This is a genomic window from Methylomonas lenta (assembly GCF_001644015.1).
Lineage (GTDB): Bacteria > Pseudomonadota > Gammaproteobacteria > Methylococcales > Methylomonadaceae > Methylomonas > Methylomonas lenta.
Genome location: NZ_LUUI01000111.1, coordinates 14932 through 34375, shown reverse-complemented (window position 1 = coordinate 34375; position 19444 = coordinate 14932). Strand labels below are relative to the sequence as shown.

Annotated in this window: 14 protein-coding genes; 2 read left to right on the top strand and 12 right to left on the bottom strand. The window is 45.6% G+C overall.

The features are described 5' to 3' along the window. Positions 1–192: 192 nt before the first annotated feature. The 7 genes from A1359_RS12445 to A1359_RS12415 all read right to left on the bottom strand — a co-directional run bounded on the left by A1359_RS12445 (position 193) and on the right by A1359_RS12415 (position 7848). Positions 193–1488 (bottom strand): response regulator, encoded by a 1296-nt coding sequence (locus tag A1359_RS12445; protein ID WP_066983222.1) that lies wholly within the window; start codon positions 1486–1488, stop codon positions 193–195. Between the two features lie 302 nt (positions 1489–1790). Continuing rightward, positions 1791–2798, bottom strand: coding sequence for an NAD-dependent epimerase (locus tag A1359_RS12440; RefSeq protein ID WP_066983219.1), 1008 nt, complete (start codon positions 2796–2798; stop codon positions 1791–1793). 3 nt (positions 2799–2801) lie between these two features. Beyond that, positions 2802–4073: a Vi polysaccharide biosynthesis UDP-N-acetylglucosamine C-6 dehydrogenase TviB gene (gene tviB, locus A1359_RS12435; protein ID WP_066983216.1), complete on the bottom strand. Its 1272-nt coding sequence runs from the start codon at positions 4071–4073 to the stop codon at positions 2802–2804. 48 nt (positions 4074–4121) lie between these two features. Further along, complete coding sequence (locus A1359_RS12430; protein ID WP_066983213.1) at positions 4122–4742, bottom strand: TetR/AcrR family transcriptional regulator; 621 nt, start codon at positions 4740–4742, stop codon at positions 4122–4124. Between the two features lie 66 nt (positions 4743–4808). After that, positions 4809–5372 carry a CDP-diacylglycerol--glycerol-3-phosphate 3-phosphatidyltransferase gene (pgsA, locus tag A1359_RS12425; RefSeq protein WP_066983210.1) on the bottom strand — a complete coding sequence of 188 codons (564 nt, stop codon included), beginning with the start codon at positions 5370–5372 and terminating at the stop codon, positions 4809–4811. Then, positions 5362–7203 carry an excinuclease ABC subunit UvrC gene (gene uvrC, locus A1359_RS12420; protein ID WP_066983207.1) on the bottom strand — a complete coding sequence of 614 codons (1842 nt, stop codon included), beginning with the start codon at positions 7201–7203 and terminating at the stop codon, positions 5362–5364. The genes pgsA and uvrC overlap by 11 nt, the downstream gene beginning before the upstream one ends. Before the next feature lie 3 nt (positions 7204–7206). Further along, positions 7207–7848, bottom strand: a complete 642-nt coding sequence (locus A1359_RS12415; protein ID WP_066983204.1) for a uracil-DNA glycosylase — start codon at positions 7846–7848, stop codon at positions 7207–7209. Between the two features lie 257 nt (positions 7849–8105). Between A1359_RS12415 and A1359_RS12410 the strand changes: the two genes are divergently transcribed. Both A1359_RS12410 and A1359_RS12405 read left to right on the top strand, forming a co-directional pair. After that, on the top strand, positions 8106–8825 hold the full coding sequence (locus tag A1359_RS12410; RefSeq protein ID WP_066983202.1) for a DUF2231 domain-containing protein: 720 nt from the start codon (positions 8106–8108) through the stop codon (positions 8823–8825). A gap of 149 nt (positions 8826–8974) precedes the next feature. Then, complete coding sequence (locus tag A1359_RS12405) at positions 8975–11989, top strand: autotransporter domain-containing protein (protein ID WP_083960620.1); 3015 nt, start codon at positions 8975–8977, stop codon at positions 11987–11989. Between the two features lie 1328 nt (positions 11990–13317). On the opposite strand, the gene A1359_RS12390 is transcribed toward A1359_RS12405, so the two are convergent. From A1359_RS12390 to pnp, 5 genes are all read right to left on the bottom strand, one after another. Beyond that, positions 13318–14595 (bottom strand): hypothetical protein, encoded by a 1278-nt coding sequence (locus A1359_RS12390; protein ID WP_066983189.1) that lies wholly within the window; start codon positions 14593–14595, stop codon positions 13318–13320. Continuing rightward, positions 14585–15688 (bottom strand): nucleoid-associated protein, encoded by a 1104-nt coding sequence (locus A1359_RS12385; protein WP_066983186.1) that lies wholly within the window; start codon positions 15686–15688, stop codon positions 14585–14587. The genes A1359_RS12390 and A1359_RS12385 overlap by 11 nt, the downstream gene beginning before the upstream one ends. A 461-nt stretch (positions 15689–16149) precedes the next feature. Further along, a complete protein-coding gene (locus A1359_RS12380; RefSeq protein ID WP_066983183.1) occupies positions 16150–16575 on the bottom strand; it encodes a type II toxin-antitoxin system VapC family toxin in 426 nt (141 codons plus the stop codon). Beyond that, complete coding sequence (locus tag A1359_RS12375; RefSeq protein ID WP_066983181.1) at positions 16560–16805, bottom strand: AbrB/MazE/SpoVT family DNA-binding domain-containing protein; 246 nt, start codon at positions 16803–16805, stop codon at positions 16560–16562. The genes A1359_RS12380 and A1359_RS12375 overlap by 16 nt, the downstream gene beginning before the upstream one ends. Before the next feature lie 503 nt (positions 16806–17308). After that, positions 17309–19387, bottom strand: coding sequence for a polyribonucleotide nucleotidyltransferase (pnp, locus tag A1359_RS12370; RefSeq protein ID WP_066983178.1), 2079 nt, complete (start codon positions 19385–19387; stop codon positions 17309–17311). Positions 19388–19444: the final 57 nt, after the last annotated feature.

Sequence of the window (19444 nt, the reverse complement as noted above, 5' to 3'; positions counted from 1 at the left end):
CGTATTGAGAATTAGCTCGATGCTACCGTAATTGATGTTGATCGGCAAAATAGCTTTTTATCAGTTGTGTTGCTGACTAAATATTTGTTCTCGTGATTAATAATCCACTATTCTTTACATGTGGGTATAACTGTTCAGTCATTGCCTGCAAAATTGTCAAATCGCATTGCAATTGATGTCATAACAACTGATTTAATCTGGCGCACAAACCACACAATTTCGACCACTTTGTTTGGCTTTATAAAGCGCTTTGTCTGCTTGTTTAAACAAGTTTTCATGACAGATTTCGGTCTGAAAGTTAGCATAACTGCTAATTCCGAAACTGGCCGTTATTGGGTAATTGGCCATTTGACGTTTGCTAAAACGATCTTTTTGTTTTTCCATTAATTCTTTGGCTTCGTTCAAGGTGCATTTGTGCAGGAAAATCACAAACTCTTCACCACCCCAACGAAACACTAAATCGCCTTTGCGGAATGCATTGCGTAGCCAGTTGGCGGTTTCAATCAATACCTGGTCGCCTTGGTCGTGACCACACTCATCGTTAATACGTTTGAAAAAATCCAGATCCATGACCACCAGGCAGACAGGTGTTTGTTCACGTTTGGCATTAGCAATGGCTTTGGGTAACAGCTGATTAAGCGCAGCACGGTTATATAAATGTGTCAGCGGATCGAGCAAAGCCATTTCCTGCAGCATCTTGCGTTCGTTGATCAATTCATGATGAATCTGATACGCTTTGATCAGGCTGGAAATACGGAACAGCAATTCTTCCGGATTGATGGGTTTGGCCATGTAATCGCTTACACCGACCTGGAATAATTCAATGCGTCTTGATATTTCATCGTAAGCGGTAATGGCAAAAATAGGGATTAAACCTTTTTCGGAGCCTAAGCGACGTATGGTTCTGACTAAATGCAAGCCCGACATTTTGCCTGCCAGTATCATGTCGGTGATCACAATGTCGTATTGAACATGCATAAATGCATCCATGGCTTCTTCAGCGGTTAAAAAAGCATCCACTTCAAGACCTGAGCATTCCAGTTGGGCTTTTAACCATTGCTGCTGAGAAGACGAATCTTCAATTAGTAAGGCGCGACCGACCAGGTTGGCTTTGACAAAATTGGCATAACGAGCAATGTAAGTTTGAAATTGGGCAAATTCATTTTTGTTATAAATGTCGGTAACGCCTGCCAATAAAGCATCTTTGAGCAATTCGTTATTGTCTTCTGCGGTAAATAAGATGATGCGGCTGTTTATCAGTGCTCGATTACTGCGCATGGCCTGGCAAAGCACGTCTCCTGAAAAGTCCGGTAAATGATAAGCCACGCAAATCAGATTAAAACTGCAGTCTTTACTGATTTCCAAAGCCTCTTTGCCAGTTGTACAGCTAACAGTGTCAAAGCCATGGCTTTTCATGAGGGTTGTTAATAAATCGGTAAACAGTCTGGAATTTTCAATGATTAAGACATTGATACTAGAGATAGACATAAAGGCTAATAAAAGATTTAAGGACTAAACTGATTTCTGGCGAACATACTAAGCTGGCTAAATTTTTGCTTATTGTTTGCCGCGTAACAAGCAAAAATATTCTGCTATTTGGGTTGAATTATGTTGTCAATCACTTTTCGCATAGCGCGCAACCACGGGTTGTTAGGGGTGGAGTGATGTATAGAGGAAGGTTAGAAAAAGCCTTTACAGCGGGTCAGTTTCAGTGGAGATTAAATACTCAAATACCCGCGACGGGATTGTCGTCGCAGGTATTGGTGGTTGCTCTGAATGAACGTCGCAATTTAGAGCCGATAGTAGTCTTTGTACCATGCTACAAAACGTTCGATACCTTGTTCGATCGTGGTGCTGGGTTTGTAGCCGACATCGGCAACCAGCGCTTCGACATCAGCATAGGTATCAGGCACATCACCCGGTTGCAGAGGCAATAAGTTTTTCTCGGTGGTTTTGCCTAAAAAACGTTCCAGGGTTTCGATATAAGCCATCAGCTCTACCGGGCTTTGGTTGCCGATGTTATAAACTCGCCAAGGGGCTTTGCTGGTGCCGGGATCCGGTTTTGCACCACTCCAGTCAGGATTGGGCTGGGCTGTGTGATCCAGTGTTCTGATTATGCCTTCGACGATATCGTCGATATAGGTAAAGTCGCGTCTATGTTTACCGTAATTGAACACATCCATTTTTTCGCCGGCTAAAATGGCTTTGGTAAACAAAAACAAGGCCATATCCGGGCGGCCCCATGGTCCGTAAACGGTGAAAAAGCGCAAACCGGTGGTGGGTAATTGATAGAGATTACTGTAGGTATGCGCCATCAACTCATTGGCTTTTTTTGATGCCGCGTAGAGGCTCAAAGGGTGGTCGACATTATCATGCACGGAAAATGGCATCGATTCGTTGGCGCCATAGACAGAACTGCTGGAAGCGTAAACTAAATGCTCAACTTTATGATGCCGACAGCCTTCCAAAATATTGATGAAACCAACGATATTACTGTCTATGTAGGCATGTGGGTTTTCTATGGAATAGCGCACCCCGGCTTGCGCTGCCAGATTGACAACTTTTTGCGGCTGATGCTGTTTAAAAACAGCCTCCATACCGGCGCGGTCGGCAATATCCAGACGCAGATCGGTGAAGCCTGGGTGATCTTTGATGCGAGCCAGGCGGTCAATTTTTAGGTTAACGTCGTAGTAGTCGTTGAGATTATCGATACCAATGACTTCGTCGCCCCGCTCAAGCAGTCTTAAAGCCAGATGATTGCCTATAAAGCCGGCTGTACCGGTCACCATGATTTTCATTGCTTACAGTCTCGCGTCGGTTTGGTCGGCAGGGTACAAATATTTCAGGTCATAAATAATAGACTGTGCTTTACCCAACGCGCGGATTTCGCTGATCGACATATCTTTAAACTCTTGGTGGGCGACTGCCAGTATCATTGCGTCGTATTGGCCTTTGGCCGGTTGCATAATCGGTTTTATACCATATTCCGCTTCTGTTTCTGCGGCATTGACCCAAGGGTCATAAACATCAATATTCACGCCGTAAGTTTTTAATTCAGCGACGATATCAACCACCCGGGTGTTGCGGATGTCCGGGCAGTTTTCTTTGAAAGTCAGGCCCATGATCAAAACTTTGGCATCTTGTACCTGGATACGCTTTTTCAGCATCAGCTTAATCAATTGTGAAACCACATAAGCCCCCATGCCGTCGTTGATACGGCGACCGGATAATATGACTTCTGGGTTGTAGCCGATGGATTGGGCTTTATGCGTCAGGTAATAAGGGTCGACACCAATGCAATGGCCGCCAACCAAACCGGGTCTGAACGGTAAAAAGTTCCATTTGGTGCCGGCGGCTAATAATACTTCTTCGGTATCGATGCCGAGTTTGTTGAAAATCAGTGCCAGCTCATTAATTAAAGCAATGTTGACATCACGTTGGGTATTTTCAATGACTTTGGCGGCTTCAGCTACTCTGATGCTGCTGGCTTTGTGGGTGCCGGCGGTGATAATACTTTTATAGATTTGGTCGACTTTTTCAGCAATTTCAGGCGTAGAGCCGGATGTAACTTTTAAAATAGTCGTCACCCGATGTTCTTTGTCACCGGGGTTGATGCGCTCAGGGCTGTAACCAACGTAAAAGTCTTGGTTAAATTTTAAGCCGGAGACTTTTTCTAAAATCGGTACGCAGACTTCTTCGGTGGCGCCGGGATAAACAGTTGATTCGTAAATGACAATGTCGTCGGTTTTAAGCACTTTTCCAAGCAAATCACTGGCTTTTTCCAGTGGGGTTAGATCGGGCTGTTTGTGTTCGTTAATCGGGGTTGGCACCGTAACGATATAGACATTGCAATCAGCAATATCCTGAATGCTGGCGCTATAGGTAAGATGGGTGGCATGAGCCAGTTCATCCGAGCTGACTTCCAGGGTGTGGTCATTGCCGGATTGTAATTCTTTGATGCGGTGCTGATTGATATCAAAACCTACGGTAGGATATTTTTGGCCGAATTCCACTGCTAGTGGCAAGCCCACGTAACCCAAACCTATCATGCCAATTTTGATGTTGTTTAGCATTGTTGTAACTCCTGTATATTCCGCATGCAAAGTGTAAGTTTAAGAAATCTATTTTTTAGCGACACAACCCCAAGCGGCTAACCAGGCTTGCGATTGGTAGCTGTCAGCTGATTTGGGTAGTGCACCATTTAAAACCAGGGATAAAGTTTGATTGATGATGCCGAAAAAATAACCAAAAGCCAGGATGGGATCGATAGATCTTATTTCGTCCTCTTTAATGCCATTTTGAATAATGCGTTTTATTTTATTAAAAGCCGCTGTTTCCAATAATGGCGTTGAGTCCGGCAAAAAGTCTTCTGCTTTTACAAACAATAAAAACTGGATAATTTCCGGAGCATCGTCGGTTAATTTAAACATCAGGTCGACAATTTCGCGTAATTGTTCGGATGCTTTGCGATTTCTGCGGCGAATGTCGTCTATAGAGATACTTAAACTGTCGAGGATATTTTCTCGTAATGTTTCCGCAATCGATTGTTTGGTTTTAAAAAACTGGTAAACCCCGCTGGTGGTTTTTAAGCCCACCGCGTCCTTAATATCGATTAAAGAGGTATTGAAATAACCTTTTTCAGCGAATAGTTTTAAGGCGGCCTGCAAAACATCATCTTGGCCGAGGGGTTTACTAGGAGCTGATTCTTTTTCTGGTTCTAATTCTAATTCTTCTTGTTCCATGTTTTTATTTACAGCTTTACCTGCTGTTTTGCTCTCTTAGGTGTGCAGGGTATAAAGCTGCAATTATTATTGTTCTGTGATGGTTGAAAAGGCTGCAATTAAATAATTAGCCATCGACCATAACGTTAAAACCGCGGATAAGTATAACAGCCAGTAGCCCATCTGATTGACGGGCATGCCTAATAAATCATCCCGATATAGTAGAAAACCAATGGCCAACATTTGTGCGCTGGTTTTCCATTTTCCTAGTTGTGATACTTTGACCTTGGCGCGTTGACCAATTTCTGCCATCCATTCTCTCAAAGAAGCAATGGTGATTTCCCTGCCAATAATAATGGCTGCTGGTATCGCCAGCCAAGGACTGGCTTCTGCTTGAACCACCAGTACTAATACAAAAGCCACCATTAATTTATCAGCCACCGGGTCCAAAAATGCGCCAAAGGCGGTTTCCAGGTTTAACTTGCGAGCCAGATAGCCATCCAGCCAGTCGGTAAAACCTGCAAATAAAAAAATGCCGGTACTGGCAAGGCGATTGTATTCCCACGGCAGATAAAAAACGATCGCCAATAAAGGAATCATGGCGATGCGCAGAAATGTCAGATATGTGGGTAAATTAAATTTAACTGCCATCTTGATGGTGGAATATATCGTAAATTCGTTGTGCTAATTGTCTGCTAATCCCATCGATGCTAGCCAGCGCATCAACACCCGCGCTGGAAACACCCTGCAAACCGCCAAATTGTTTTAGCAAAATTTGCCGGCGTTTGGGCCCTAGTCCGGCGATATCTTCCAGCGCGGATTGTTTTTTTAGTTTGCCGCGGCGTTGTCGGTGACCTGTAATGGCAAACCGATGCGCTTCATCACGAATATGTTGAATCAGTAATAGAGCGCTGGCACCCGGCGTTACATCCAAAGGTTGATCGCAATCAGGCAGAATAATCTTTTCCATGCCCGCTTTACGGTCAGGTCCTTTAGAAACGCCAACTATCATAACATTGTTTATCGTCAATTCCGCCAGTGCCTTTTGTGCAGCGGCAACCTGACCCTTGCCACCGTCTATCAGTAAGATGTCTGGGGCTGGGTGCTCACCTTGCTGCTGGCGCTTGTAGCGTCTTAACACCGCTTGATGTATTGCGGCATAATCGTCGCCACCGGTTATTCCCTCTATATTAAAGCGTCGATAATCGGATTTAACCGGACCCTCACGGTCGAACACGACACAGGATGCCACAGTTTGTTCACCTTGGGTATGGCTGATATCAAAGCATTCCAGTCGTTTTGGTACTTCAGAGCAGCCAAACTCCTGTTGTAAACTTAGAAAACGCGCATAGAGACTTTGTTTGTCAGCCAGTTTAGACATCAGTGCGTTATCCGCATTGGTGAGAGCCATTTGTAGCCATTTCTGGCGTTCGCCGCGCACGTTAGGGCTGATGGCTATATTATGTTTAGCCTGATCGCTTAATACTTCAATCAATAAGCCTGTTTCCGGCAATGGATGGCTGACGATCAATTCGTGCGGTAGTGTTTTATCCAGGTAATATTGGCTTATAAAGGCTTGTAAAACGACTCCAGGTTCATTGTCGTCGACTATTTTCGGAAAAAACTGTCGGTTGCCCAAATTTTGACCGTTGCGGATGAAAAACACCTGCACACAAGCTAAATCGGCTTTAGTTGCACAGGCAATAATATCTACATTGCCCTTTTCGCCTTCGACGCAATGTTTTTCCATCACCGCGCGCAAACGTTGAATCTGATCCCGGTAGGCGGCGGCTTGCTCAAATTCCAGTTTGCCGGCAGCCGTTTCCATTTTTTCTACCAGCTGGTCTATCAGTTTACCGCCTTGACCTTCCAGAAATAACATAGTGCTATCAACATCGTGTTGGTAGTCTGTTTGACTGATCAAGCCCACGCAGGGTGCAGTGCAGCGCTCGATTTGATGTTGCAAGCAGGGGCGGGAGCGGGCGTTATAATAAGAGTCTTCGCACTGGCGGACTGGAAATATTTTTTGCAACAGCTTTAGGGTTTCTTTGACTGCGCTGGCGCTAGGGTAGGGGCCAAAATATTTACCTTTGCGTTTTTTGGCCCCGCGGTGGTAAGACAATTGCGGATAGTCGTGAAAACTGGAAATAAAAACATAAGGATAGGATTTATCATCTCGCAAGCTAATGTTATAGCGAGGTTTGTGACGTTTGATCAGCTGACTTTCTAATAATAAGGCTTCGCCTTCGGTATGGGTGACGGTCACTTCGATACCGGCAACTTTCGCCACCATCGCTGATTGTTTGGGCGACACTGCGTTGCTTCTGAAATAACTGGATACCCGGTTTTTCAGGTTTTTGGCCTTGCCGATGTAAATGATTTCGCCCTTGGTATTCAGCATTTTGTAAATGCCTGGCCGCTGGGTGAGGCTCTTTAAAAAAGCCTTAACATCGAATTCCGGGGTTTCGTCAGCGTCAGTCACGATTTATTTAGTCAATAATTTTTGTATGTCGACAAATACTTCGGCCAGCATGGCCATGCTCAGGCGTTTGGTTTGCACATTGTAGCGGCTGCAATGATAAGAACTGACCAGTTTATTCCCATCCGGTAAATCGAAAAATTTATGGTGACCGAATTTGGCAGCGCTGACTTTTAAGCCGTAAGCGCGTAATACCGCCTGATGAGCGATATTGCCTAAAGCCAGAATCACCGATTTTTCCGGTAAGGTTTTGATTTCCTCTGCCAGATATGGATTGCATTGCTTGATTTCGTCGCCGGTGGGTTTGTTTTGCGGCGGCAGACATTTGACCGCGTTAGTAATGCGGCAGTTATTAAGCTTTAAGCCATCGGTTAGGGCGGTCGATTCCAATTGATTACTAAAGCCAAAATCGTACAGGGCTTGATACAGTAGCAAGCCAGCGTAATCGCCGGTGAATGGCCTGCCCGATGCATTGGCACCATGCATGCCGGGGGCCAGACCTACGATGAGTAATCGTGCGTTAACATCGCCGAATGGGGCAACGGGTAGGGCATGATAATGCGGATGTTTTTGTTTGACGTCATCAAGAAATGTTGCCAAGCGGGGGCATAGACGGCATTCTTGCTTGAAATAAGATGAGTGCGGCATGGTGAAGGTGTCAGGTTTAAATCATGGGGATTTTACCTGATTGGGAGTGGTATCGGTTTTTGTGTCGCAATTCGACGAATTTTTTGAAGTCGGCACTGGCAAAGATGGGCGTGATACTCATTTGCTACTAAAATCAGTTTGAACAAAGTTTTCAAAAGTTAATTCAAAGCCTTACGGCTTTGCTCGTCAGAAAAGCGTTGCCTGTATAGATGTTTATGGCTATAAATCCAAATTTTGTACGACAAGGATAAGGTCCAATGAGTCATCTTTTGTACGATTTACTTGCCTCGGTGGGCTATTCGCATCCCGTACACCCCGTTTTTGTCCACTTGCCGGTGGGTATGTCGATTGGCGCTGTTTGCTTTTGGCTGATGGCCTTCATCAGCGGGCAACCGATTTATCGGGCCACCGCCTATCAACTCATAGTATTTGCCTTCATATCTACTTTTTTCACCATACCGGTAGGCATCTTCGATTGGCAGCGCTTTTATGGCGAGGCATGGCTTTTTGAAATTAAGATGAAGATGGCTTTGGCCGCACTGTTCTTCGTTATAGTGGCGGCGGCAGTGATTGTCGGGCGGCGGCATAATGATTCCCCTGTCATGCCGGTACTTTATTTTTCTAGCGTATTGACGGTCATGGGGTTGGGGTTTTTCGGCGGGCAATTGGTCTATCAAGGTTTTACCCCTGAGGCGCCTGAACAATTTAACGTTGGCAGGCATGTCTTCGAAAGCAATTGCGCAGGCTGTCATAGGCGGGGGGAAAATCTCATCGAACCTAATATGCCGCTACGTAATGCTCCGCAGTTGCATGATTATAAGGGCTTTCTGAGTTTTATCCGCAACCCACGTATGCCCGATGGATCGGTAGGTGCTATGCCGCTATTTACTATAAAGGGTATATCTGATGAAGAAGCCAAGCAGCTTTATGATTATCTCTATTTTGCTTTTTTGACGCCGAATAGGCCTTCGCAGTGAGGCGTCGGATTTAATCTTATTGATCAGGAGCGAAGTATAATGTGCCGACATTAAGATGCGCATTTGTAGTAGTCGATATGTTTCACTCTGTTCAGTGTATCCTTAGTTACGTAATCAGTCACCCCTGTTTTTAAGCTGGGATTTTTATCATGAGCACAATAATGACTATCGAAAAATTTACTTGGCGGGTTGCCGTTCCGGGGTTGTTATTATTAATGACGCAGTCCGTACTGGCGGAAATAAGCTATGAGATTACGAACATAGGCCTTCCTTCCGATAGTTATTATTCCTCACATGCCCAAGCAATCAATGATTTGGGGCAAGTTGCCGGTTATTCCGATGCTAATAACAGCCAGAGTTTTGGTTTTACTTGGCAAGATGGTCAATTTACACCATTACAAAGCACTCTGACACCTGAAGGTCAAATTGGTTCTGGTGGGTATGTAGCCAATATCGACGAGGTGGGACAGGTAGTCGGTAATTACGGCGAAGAACAGCAGCATGCGTTTATCTGGCAAAATGGTTCACTGACAGATCTCGGTACGTTCGGTGGAAGCAATGCAACTGCGTTGGCTAGCAATGCTTCTGGGCAAGTTTGGGAAAGTTATACAGGCGATTCAGAGTCTGTTCATCTCTTACAAAATGGCGTTGAAATTCAAACTCTTGCGCCAGGCGATCAGGTTATATCGGTTAATACCAATGGCCAAGCCATCATAGAGCAAGATGGGGATTACTATCTTTTGCAAATTGCCCCTGGAGCTTTACCGACGCTGCTTCCCGGAAGCTTTACCAGTGGCCAACCTACGGATATTAACAACGCTGGTCAAATCGTTGGTTTTTACAGCGGCGAAGGTGACACAGCATTACTTTGGGATAAAAACGGTAATCCCATCGATTTGAATACGCTCTCAAATGCTAGCAGTTTCAGTTTAGCACGAGCTTTCTCAATCAATAACTTAGGTCAAATCGTTGGAGAAGGATACCTGTCTGAAACGACATACGGTTTTATCGCCACCCCAACCGGTAACTTAAAATGGAACGCAAGCTCGGGTGCCTGGGACAATACTAATAATTGGGATTCTAGTCTGGGCTTTACCCCCAATGCCTTATTGCCAGCGGTGATTCAGGGCAATGGCAGCAATGTTGAGGTGAGTGGTCCGGCCTCGGATACCATGGTGAAAAGCCTCAGCGTTGGACAAGGAACCGGTACAGCAAAGCTTGATTTAAATGCCGGTAGTTTGACCGCACTAAACCAGATCGATATTTACGGCAATGGCACTTTGAATTTATCCGCGCCACAACTTGCCGCGCAATCGATCAACAACCAGGGTGTCATCAATATTAGTGGTTCAGGTTCGCATAGGGTTATGGGAGATGTAACCAATACTGGCACCTTCAAACTAACCGATACCTCTGTGCAATACACTGGGAATTTCACTAATAACGGCGCGTATCTGAGTGACCCATCTACCAGTCAATTCAATAATCTGAATGTGGGCAGTAGTGGTTATTTAGTCGGCGGGGCTGGCGACCAATTCATCGTCACTGGTGATTTTAATAATTCCAGTACGCAAAATACCCTTTGGAATACCGCAAATGCCGACTTGATATTCGCAGGCCCCGCGGGTACTCAGCATGTGATGGGATTAACTGGTGTCGATAGAGGTGTCACCGATGCCGGCAGTGTTGACAACTTTGCCTGGGGCTCAATGACACTGAATAATGGCAACCTACTCAGCATGGTTGATGGCAATACGACGCCGGGCGCTGCGCTTTACGCCAGTCGGCTGATTTTGCCGAATGGCCTGAGTCAGCTGAATGGCATCAGCAGTAACTACAATATTTATTTCGACCCCACCCTAGCAGAAAACCAATATCTGCTGGGTGCTGCGCGTAGCTTTGGTAGCGGTAGTGGGCAGTTGTTGCCCTGGAGTTTGGTGCCATTCGCTACTGATCTGGTCAATGATCAAAGTCTGACACCTAACCAGCAAGGATTTGGGGCCGCATTGGCTGAAGCTTGTACCGCGCCCACAGGTGCTTTAGTTAACCGCTGCTTGCAATTGCAAGGCTTAAGCGATGCGGGAAAAAAGGCCGCTATCGCCTCATTAACCCCCGACCAAGTCCCTGGTCAGATGGCCGGCCCCATCAAATTTAGCATGACTCGCATGGATGCGCCTTTTTCGAGACTGGCTAGTTTACGCAGTGGTAACGGCACTGCGCCCTTGTCATTTAATTTCAATGGGGTGCAAGTAGCTAATCTATTAGGCCGCAACGCTCTCGGAGGTGCTGCGGGTGACGATGATAGCCTGTTTGGTGAAAGTCCACTGGGTGTTTTCTTGCAAACACGTTTTACCTTCGGCGATCAACAAAACACATTATGGGACAGAGGGTTTAGTTCAGAATCCCGGGCAGTCACTCTCGGCACAGACTATCGTTTTACGGAACAGTTGGTGGCGGGGCTTGCCTTTAATTACACCAATCAATCGTTGAGTTACGATCAATCTGCAGGTTACACGGAAACCAATTCTTATATGGGCGCTGTTTATGGCAGTTATTTCCTGCCGCAGGACTTTTACATTGATTGGGTCGCCAATTACGGCAGCAATGAATACACCTTCAATCGGCAGTATCGATACACCGGATTCAGCGGCCAAACCCAGGCTAATCCAAGTGGTGAGCAATATAATTTTGCCTTGAGTAGTGGCAAGAGTTTTAATTTTCAGGAGTGGGGCGTTAATCCCTATGTGCGAGCGGAGTTTCTGAATATGCACATTGGCCAATATCAGGAGCAAGGCGGCAACGGTTTTGATACGACCACAGCTGCGCAGAGCAATGATTCCTTTGTCACCAGCTTAGGCGCTGAATTCAGTTACACAGCCAGTATGAATTGGGGGGTCTTAATTCCGGCTGCGCGGGTGGAGTGGGAGCATCAATATCTGAATGATAATCGTGCTATTCAGATGCGTTTGACACAAGCGGGTGCCGGTCTCGGTAATTTTGTCATTCAAACTGGTGCTCCCGATCGCGATTACGTCAATCTAGGCGGCTCTTTGAGTGCTACGTTGCCTAATGGCGGCGCGGGTTTCGTTCGATACGAAACCCGCTTAGGTCAGTCAGCCATTTCTGATCATATTGTCGAGGGCGGTATTCGGTTGTCCTTTTGATTGCGGGGCTAGCTATGCTATCGCATACCCTGGCGACTGGCTCAATATTCGCCATGGTGATTCCTGTTTGAAAAAGTCCGTAGGCCAGAATAAGCCGGTAGGTGTTTCTGGCGATTTGAGTATGATTGTGGCGGATGTTTTTTTTGTGTCGCTTATCGCGACGGTTTTTTGAAGTCGGTTCGCGGACCGACAGCCGCGGTACTTTTCTTTGCTTGTCCAAAGAAAAGTACCCAAAAGAAACGACACCCGGATGCCGCGTTGATCCTGCGCGCCGAAGTGTTTGAACGGGGTTTTCCGAAGGGGCATCCCAGCCCCTACGAAAAACGCGATGCATCCCTGCATCGCCCCTGCGGGCTGAACCGCTCAAACCCTCCGGTGCTCGGCGCGGCATAACGGGAGAAAACCCCGTCGTGGAATTGAAGGTAGTTGGATAATTTTGAAGTTGAATGTGGGGCGAATATGTAGGATGTGCCGACGTTAGGAGGCGCATCATTCGCGAACGATGCGCTTCACGTTGTTCAGCACATCCTACGGCCCTTGATTGTGGCGGATGTTGTTTTTTTGTGTCGCTGTCGCGACGGCTTGATTTAATCGGGTTCTCGCACCCGAAGGCGAGATACTTTCTTTTGCTTCGCCAAAAGAAAGTACCCAAAGAAAAGGCGACCCGGATGCCGCGTTGATCCTGTGCTCCTCAGGTTTGAGCGGGGTTTTCCGAAGGGGCTTCCCAGCCCCCACGTAAAACGCGATGCATCCCTGCATCGCCCCTGCGGGCAAATCTGCCCAAACCCTCCGGTGCTCGGCGCGGCATAACGGGAATAATTCCGTCGATGGATTGGAAGTGCTTGGATAGTTTTTGAAGCCCGTAGGCCAGAATAAGCCGATAGGTGTTTCTGGCGATTTGAGCTTGATTGTGGCGGATGTTGTTTTTGTGTCGCTGTCGCGACGGCTTGATTTAATCGGGTTCTCGCACCCGAAGGCGAGGTACTTTCTTTTGCTTCGCCAAAAGAAAGTACCCAAAGAAAAGGCGACCCGGATGCCGCGTTGATCCTGCGCTCCTCAGGTTTGATCGGGGTTTTCCGAAGGGGCATCCCAGCCCCTACGAAAAACGCGATGCATCCCTGCATCGCCCCTGCGGGCTGAACCGCTCAAACCCTCCGGTGCTCGGCGCGGCATAACGGGAGAAAACCCCGTCGTGGATTTGAAGGTAGTTGTATAATTTTGAAGTTAAATAATGGGCGAATATGTAGGATGTGCCGACGTTAGGAGGCGCATCAATCGCGATCGATGCGCTTCACTTTGTTCAGCACATCCTACGGTCCTGCCCTTGTTTATCGCATATTAAAATAATTAACAATACACATCCAGTGTATATTATATTTTAATCCAACATAAATTATTGCAGACAATAAAGGTATCCAAGATAGTTTACGGTATAATCTTAGGGTATTTTTTAACTCAAAAGTCGTTTTATCTAAAGATTTTATTACAATATCTAGTTCTTGCTTTATGCCTGTGAACTCTTGGTTTTCATCTTTATGGTATTCAGAAAAAGCCAAGTCACAACCTGATTTTATATTATCCAAATTGGTTTCTTGTATTTTTATAGCCGACAGCATCAGGCCAGTTGTTAATAAACTCCCTCCGACATAAAACCAATTTGCAATCATTGAATCTTGTTTTTCAAGTAGCACAACGCCAGCAATAGCTACAGGTAAACTAAAAAGCTTAGTGCTTAAGTTAGCAACAACATCAGTCATTTTTTGGGAAAATGAAGCCTGTTTTTCTGCGATTTCTGCTTTTAATTTTTGAAATGAAAAACCATTAATATAGCTTTCCCAGGATTTCTGGAAGTTCTCTAATACATCTTCCCAATGAAAAACCAAGTAGTTAAATGCTTCTTTATCATTTGGAGCTTTTTTAATAATATCAGTAAGCGCTATTCGAAATGTTGCAAGACGTTCTAAAGCGTGTAAGCGGTTATTAGTTTGTTCTTCGAGGATGCTTTCGATAATACTAATGTCCGGATTAAGCTCCAGTATTTCAGTTGATAATCGAGTTTCCAATACTACAGGATAAAACGACTTATCCTCTTTGCTTGGTACAACAAAAACAAGGCGAAAGGGACCGGATGTTATTTTTTCATCATGGTAATGAGCGATTTCGCCTAGTTTATTAATTAAGTTGCAAACTGCTACAACACTTTTTAATTCCGTTGACTGGCATGAGTCGCTAACGAGTAAATCTTCCTTTATGAGATAAGTGTTTGTAGTTAATGATCCACGATTCAATGATTCGGCTGTCGCAACCCATTGATGGAGGTTTTCATAAAATTTACCCTGTTCTGTTTGCGGTAGGCTAATTTTAACGTATATTTTTTTGTTGATAATATCTTGAGGAAAATTATCACCTAGAGATTCGGTATCATACGTTTCATTATCAAAAGATATTTCCAAATCAAATTTTTTACATTCCCATAAGCTTTTCAGTAAATCTTTGCTTTCTGTTAAGCATATCAACTCGCCGTCAAACTGTTGTCCTTGTAACGCAGGGCAATTTAGTTGACGGTAAACCTCTACTAGATGCTCGAAGTCTGGGTTAATTTGCATTTCTGGAATCTAATTCTTCTACAATCTGTTTGGTGAGATCATCTGAGCAGCGAATTGTTAGCTTTTTAGCGTTGTTGTCATAGAATAAATCACTATTGTCAGTTATTCCGAGTGCGTTTCTTTTAAAATTGAGTTCCCAGCTATCAGTTTTAGAACGAATCCGGGTGTATTTTTTTAATCTGCTCTCGCTTACATTAAATTCAGCAGGTATTTGCCACACCTCATTGCTTGCAAACGCTATAAATTCCTCTATTAAAACATGTTCGTTCGCAGGAACGGCTTGCCTAATTGAATGTTCAATTCCCTTCAGTGTAGCCGGCTTTTCTGTGTCCACGCATATTTGAAGGTATTCCGCTATTGAGTCGTGTACTTTATTTCTAAATGTCTTTAGCTCTTTTTTTTCGATGCAATAAGCTTTTGCACATTTAAATACACTATCAGTAGCAACTGCTGGTCTTACACCGTCAGCACAATCTAATCCTTTTATGAAATAGCCTGACGCGTCCATATTTGAGCGGGGACTGACGAAACTTAGATAATTTAATTTAGGAGATTCATCGTCAGATGGCTTCAATGTTAATTCTTTAGCTTCTTGGAATCTTTCTAAATTAATTCGTGCAGCCTGATGAATTTTTGAAAGATCAATTTGAATGACATCTTCTAACTCAAGATCTTTGTTAATTTTCAAAGCATTTTTATTCTTAATCATCGCAACTAACAAGAATTCGTGCATGGTGGCATTTTTGTAAAAAGAAAAAACAATATATCCACCAGTTGCTGATTGTCGTCCTCTTGATTCACGAGCAATCTCACCTAAGCCTTGTTGACTGAATTCAAGAAATTTTGATTCAATTTTGTCATCAATAAACAATTCAGTATATTTAGCGAATTGATTAGTTGGATCTTTTTTTGAAAAAGTACCGTAGATAGCAGTGTTTTCCTTTGTTCCGTAGAGTTTATCTAATTCACTTATTAATTTAATGACAACATCAGCTGAAGCTGGTAGAAGCTTTTTGGCTGGATTAATGTTTGATTCAGTGGTTCCTGCTAGTTTGGTGAGCTCATGAATTACTGCGAATTGCACTGTTATCATTCATATTCCTTTAATGATTTTTTAAATTTTCTGGCTAGAGATGAATAGTACAACAGGGATGGTTTGAAATGATAGAGCGCATAAATAATAAATACTACCAGTTAAGATGCGTCGATTGCGATGATGGGTGCTCCCGTTATGCCGCGCCGAGCACCGGAGGGTTTGAACGGAATAGCCCATCGGGGCGATGCAGGGATGCATTGCGTTTTACGTAGGGGCAGGGATGCCCCTTCGGAAAACCCCGTTCAAACTCTTTGGCGCGCAGGATAAACGCGGCATCCGGGTTGCTTTTTCTTTGGATACTTTCTTTTCGACTGCATGGATGCAGGAGGTAGAGCAATGCAGGAGCAATTGCCGAGGACAAGCAAAAGAAAGTATCGCGGCTGTCGGTCCGCGAACCGATTTCAAAAACTTCGTCGCAATAGCGACACAATCTAAAAACACTGAATTATCGCAACATATCAGTTCAAGCCATTCAACGATTCCGGCATGATCAACTCAACCCCAGGAAAATAAGTGCTAAATCGTCCGCGGTCGCGTGTGATTAGCTTATAACCCGATACCGCCGCATGCGCTCCAATAAAAAAATCCGGTAATACATTGCCTTTTTCGCCCTTGCTTTTTTTATATTGCAAAATGGCTTTTCCAGCTAGAAACAACGCTTCTTTTGGTATCGAGTGCATGGCGAAACCGAGGCGCTTAAATAGACATTCAACTTCTTCGATCCGTGCATAGCCCACCGAGCATTCCGCGTAAATGATAGGATTAATGATCATGGTGTGGTTTCGATCAAGTTGTTCCAGCTTGGCGGTGCTCCATTCGAACCATGCGCTGTCGGGATCGGCTAAATCGGTGACGACACAAGTGTCAATCAAGATGACGGCCATGATTCTCCACGGGTCAAAGCCATGATCTCGTCGGTGGACATCATTAATTTGCCGGCTTTATGTGCAGAGCGAAAGCGACTGGTTTGTTGTGTGTCCGGTTGGGCTTTGGCGATATACCAACGTCCGTTATCGTCTTGCAAAAACTCGATTTCGGTTTCTGCTGGCAAAATGCCCATGCTTTCGCGAACATTTTGAGGAATTGTGACTTGGCCTTTGCTGGTTACACGCATGCTAAATACCTTTTGTAGTAATACCATAATAGTATTACTTTATCACGAAACGGTAAGTGATCAATATTCTGCGAAAATACGCTTTTTGATGCGGCGTAACTCGTTTTTCCTCCCGTTATGCCGCGCCGAGCACCGGAGGGTTTGAACGGATTTGCCCGCAGGGGCGATGCAGGGATGCATCGCGTTTTTCGAAGGGGCTGGGATGCCCCTTCGGAAAACCCCGTTCAAACTCTTTGGCGCGCAGGACAAATCGGCAGGATAGCCGATTTGCATGCATCGCACCCGAAGGGCGAGGTACAGGGATGTGCCGAGTGAGCTAAGCGGCATCCGGGTTGCTTTTTCTTTGGATACTTTCTTTTGGCAACGCAAAAGAAAGTATCTCGCCTTCGGGTGCGAGAACCCGATTAAATTAACCCGTCGCGATAGCGACACATAAACAAAAAACACAATTAAAAAAGGGCCTTATCGGCCCTTTCTCTAGATATCAACCAGCGAAACAAACCTTACTCGCTATCAATTTCCTTCATGCTCAATCTCACCCGCCCTTGACGGTCAATCTCCAGCACCTTAACTCTAACCACATCGCCTTCTGATAACTTGTCGCTGACTTTCTCAACACGCTCTTCAGAAATTTGCGAAATGTGTACCAGGCCATCTTTACCAGGCAGGATGGAGACGAATGCGCCGAAGTCCATCAGACGTACTACTTTGCCTTCGTAGATTTTGCCTACTTCGACTTCAGCAGTGATTTCTTCTATCATGCGTCTGGCTTCTTCGCCGGCCGCTCTGTCGACAGAAGCGACGTTAACTACGCCGTCATCGGTTAAATCAATGCTGGCACCGGTTTGTTCGGTGATGGCGCGGATAGTAACGCCGCCTTTGCCGATAACTTCGCGGATTTTAGCCGGATCAATTTTGAAAGTGATGATACGCGGGGCAAAATCGGACATTTCTTCGCGGGTTGCCGACAAAGCTTTGTTCATTTCGCCCAGGATGTGCAAACGGCCTTGTTTGGCTTGTTCTAGTGCGACTTTCATGATTTCTGGCGTAATGCCGTCGATCTTGATGTCCATTTGCAGTGCGGTAACGCCGTTTTCGGAGCCCGCTACTTTAAAGTCCATATCGCCTAAGTGATCTTCGTCACCCAGAATATCGGACAATACTGCAAATTGGTCGCCTTCTTTGATCAAGCCCATCGCAATACCTGCAACTGGTGCTTTGATAGGTACGCCGGCATCCATTAATGCCAAGCTGCTACCGCAGACTGAAGCCATGGAGCTGGAACCGTTGGATTCGGTGATTTCAGAAACCACGCGGATTACGTAAGGAAACTCGCTCATGTTAGGCAGTACCGCTGCAACACCGCGTTTCGCCAAACGGCCATGGCCAATTTCGCGACGTTTTGGTGAGCCGACAAAGCCGGTTTCGCCTACGCTGTATGGAGGAAAGTTGTAGTGCAGCATGAACGGGTCTTTATATTCACCGGATAGTGCGTCGATGATTTGCGCATCACGTTCGGTGCCCAAAGTGGCTACCACGATGGCTTGGGTTTCGCCGCGGGTGAATAATGCTGAGCCATGCGTTCTTGGCAATACGCCGGTACGGATGCTGATCGGTCTGACGGTGCTGAGGTCGCGGCCATCGATACGTTTGCGGTCGTTCAAAATTGCGCCGCGCACGATGTCGTATTCTAAATGCTCGATGACATTGCGAATCTCTTTTTCGGCATACTGGTCATCAACAGTCAGTTTTTCCACTACTGCGCTACGAATGGCGCTCAGGGTATCTTGTCTGACCATTTTTTCCGCCACTTGATAAGCGGCTTTAATGCCGGCTTCGGCTTCAGCGGCAACAGCGGCCTTTAATTCAGCATTGGTTTCTGCAGGTGTCCAGTCCATGGCTGGGGTGCCCACTTCTGCTGCGAATTCATTGATGGCGTTGATGGCGACTTGCATTTGTTCGTGACCGAATAATACTGCGCCCAGCATGACTTCTTCAGAAAGCAAGTCTGCTTGCGATTCCACCATCAACACGGCATGGTTAGTACCGGCAACCACCAGTTGCAATTGTGATTCTTTCATGGCCGGTAAAGATGGATTCAGCAAATAGCTGCCGTCTTTGTAACCGACGCTGGCTGCGCCTAAGGGGCCATTAAAAGGCAGGCCGGATACAGCCAAAGCAGCCGATGCACCCAGCAGAGCAGGGATTTCGGTATCGACTTCAGGGTTTAAAGAAACCACAGTAGCGATAATCTGTACTTCGTTAGTGAAGCCTTCAGGAAACATCGGTCGTATAGGACGGTCGATCAGGCGGGAAATCAGGGTTTCGCTTTCGCTCGGTCGGCCTTCACGTTTGAAGAAGCCTCCGGGGATTTTGCCGGCTGCAAAAGCTTTTTCTTGATAGTTCACAGTCAGCGGGAAAAAGTCGCCGCCGGTTGCTTCTTTTTTGCCAACCACAGACACCAATAAAGAGGTGCCTTCAACATCGATCATTACCGCGCCACTGGCTTGGCGGGCAATTTCGCCGGTTTCTAACGTGACGAGACGATCGCCGTACTGAAATTGTTTCCTGATAGGATTCACTATAAGGTTCCTTGGTATTTGAAGTGTGTTTTAAAAATTGCCATAAAGCAAGAAACG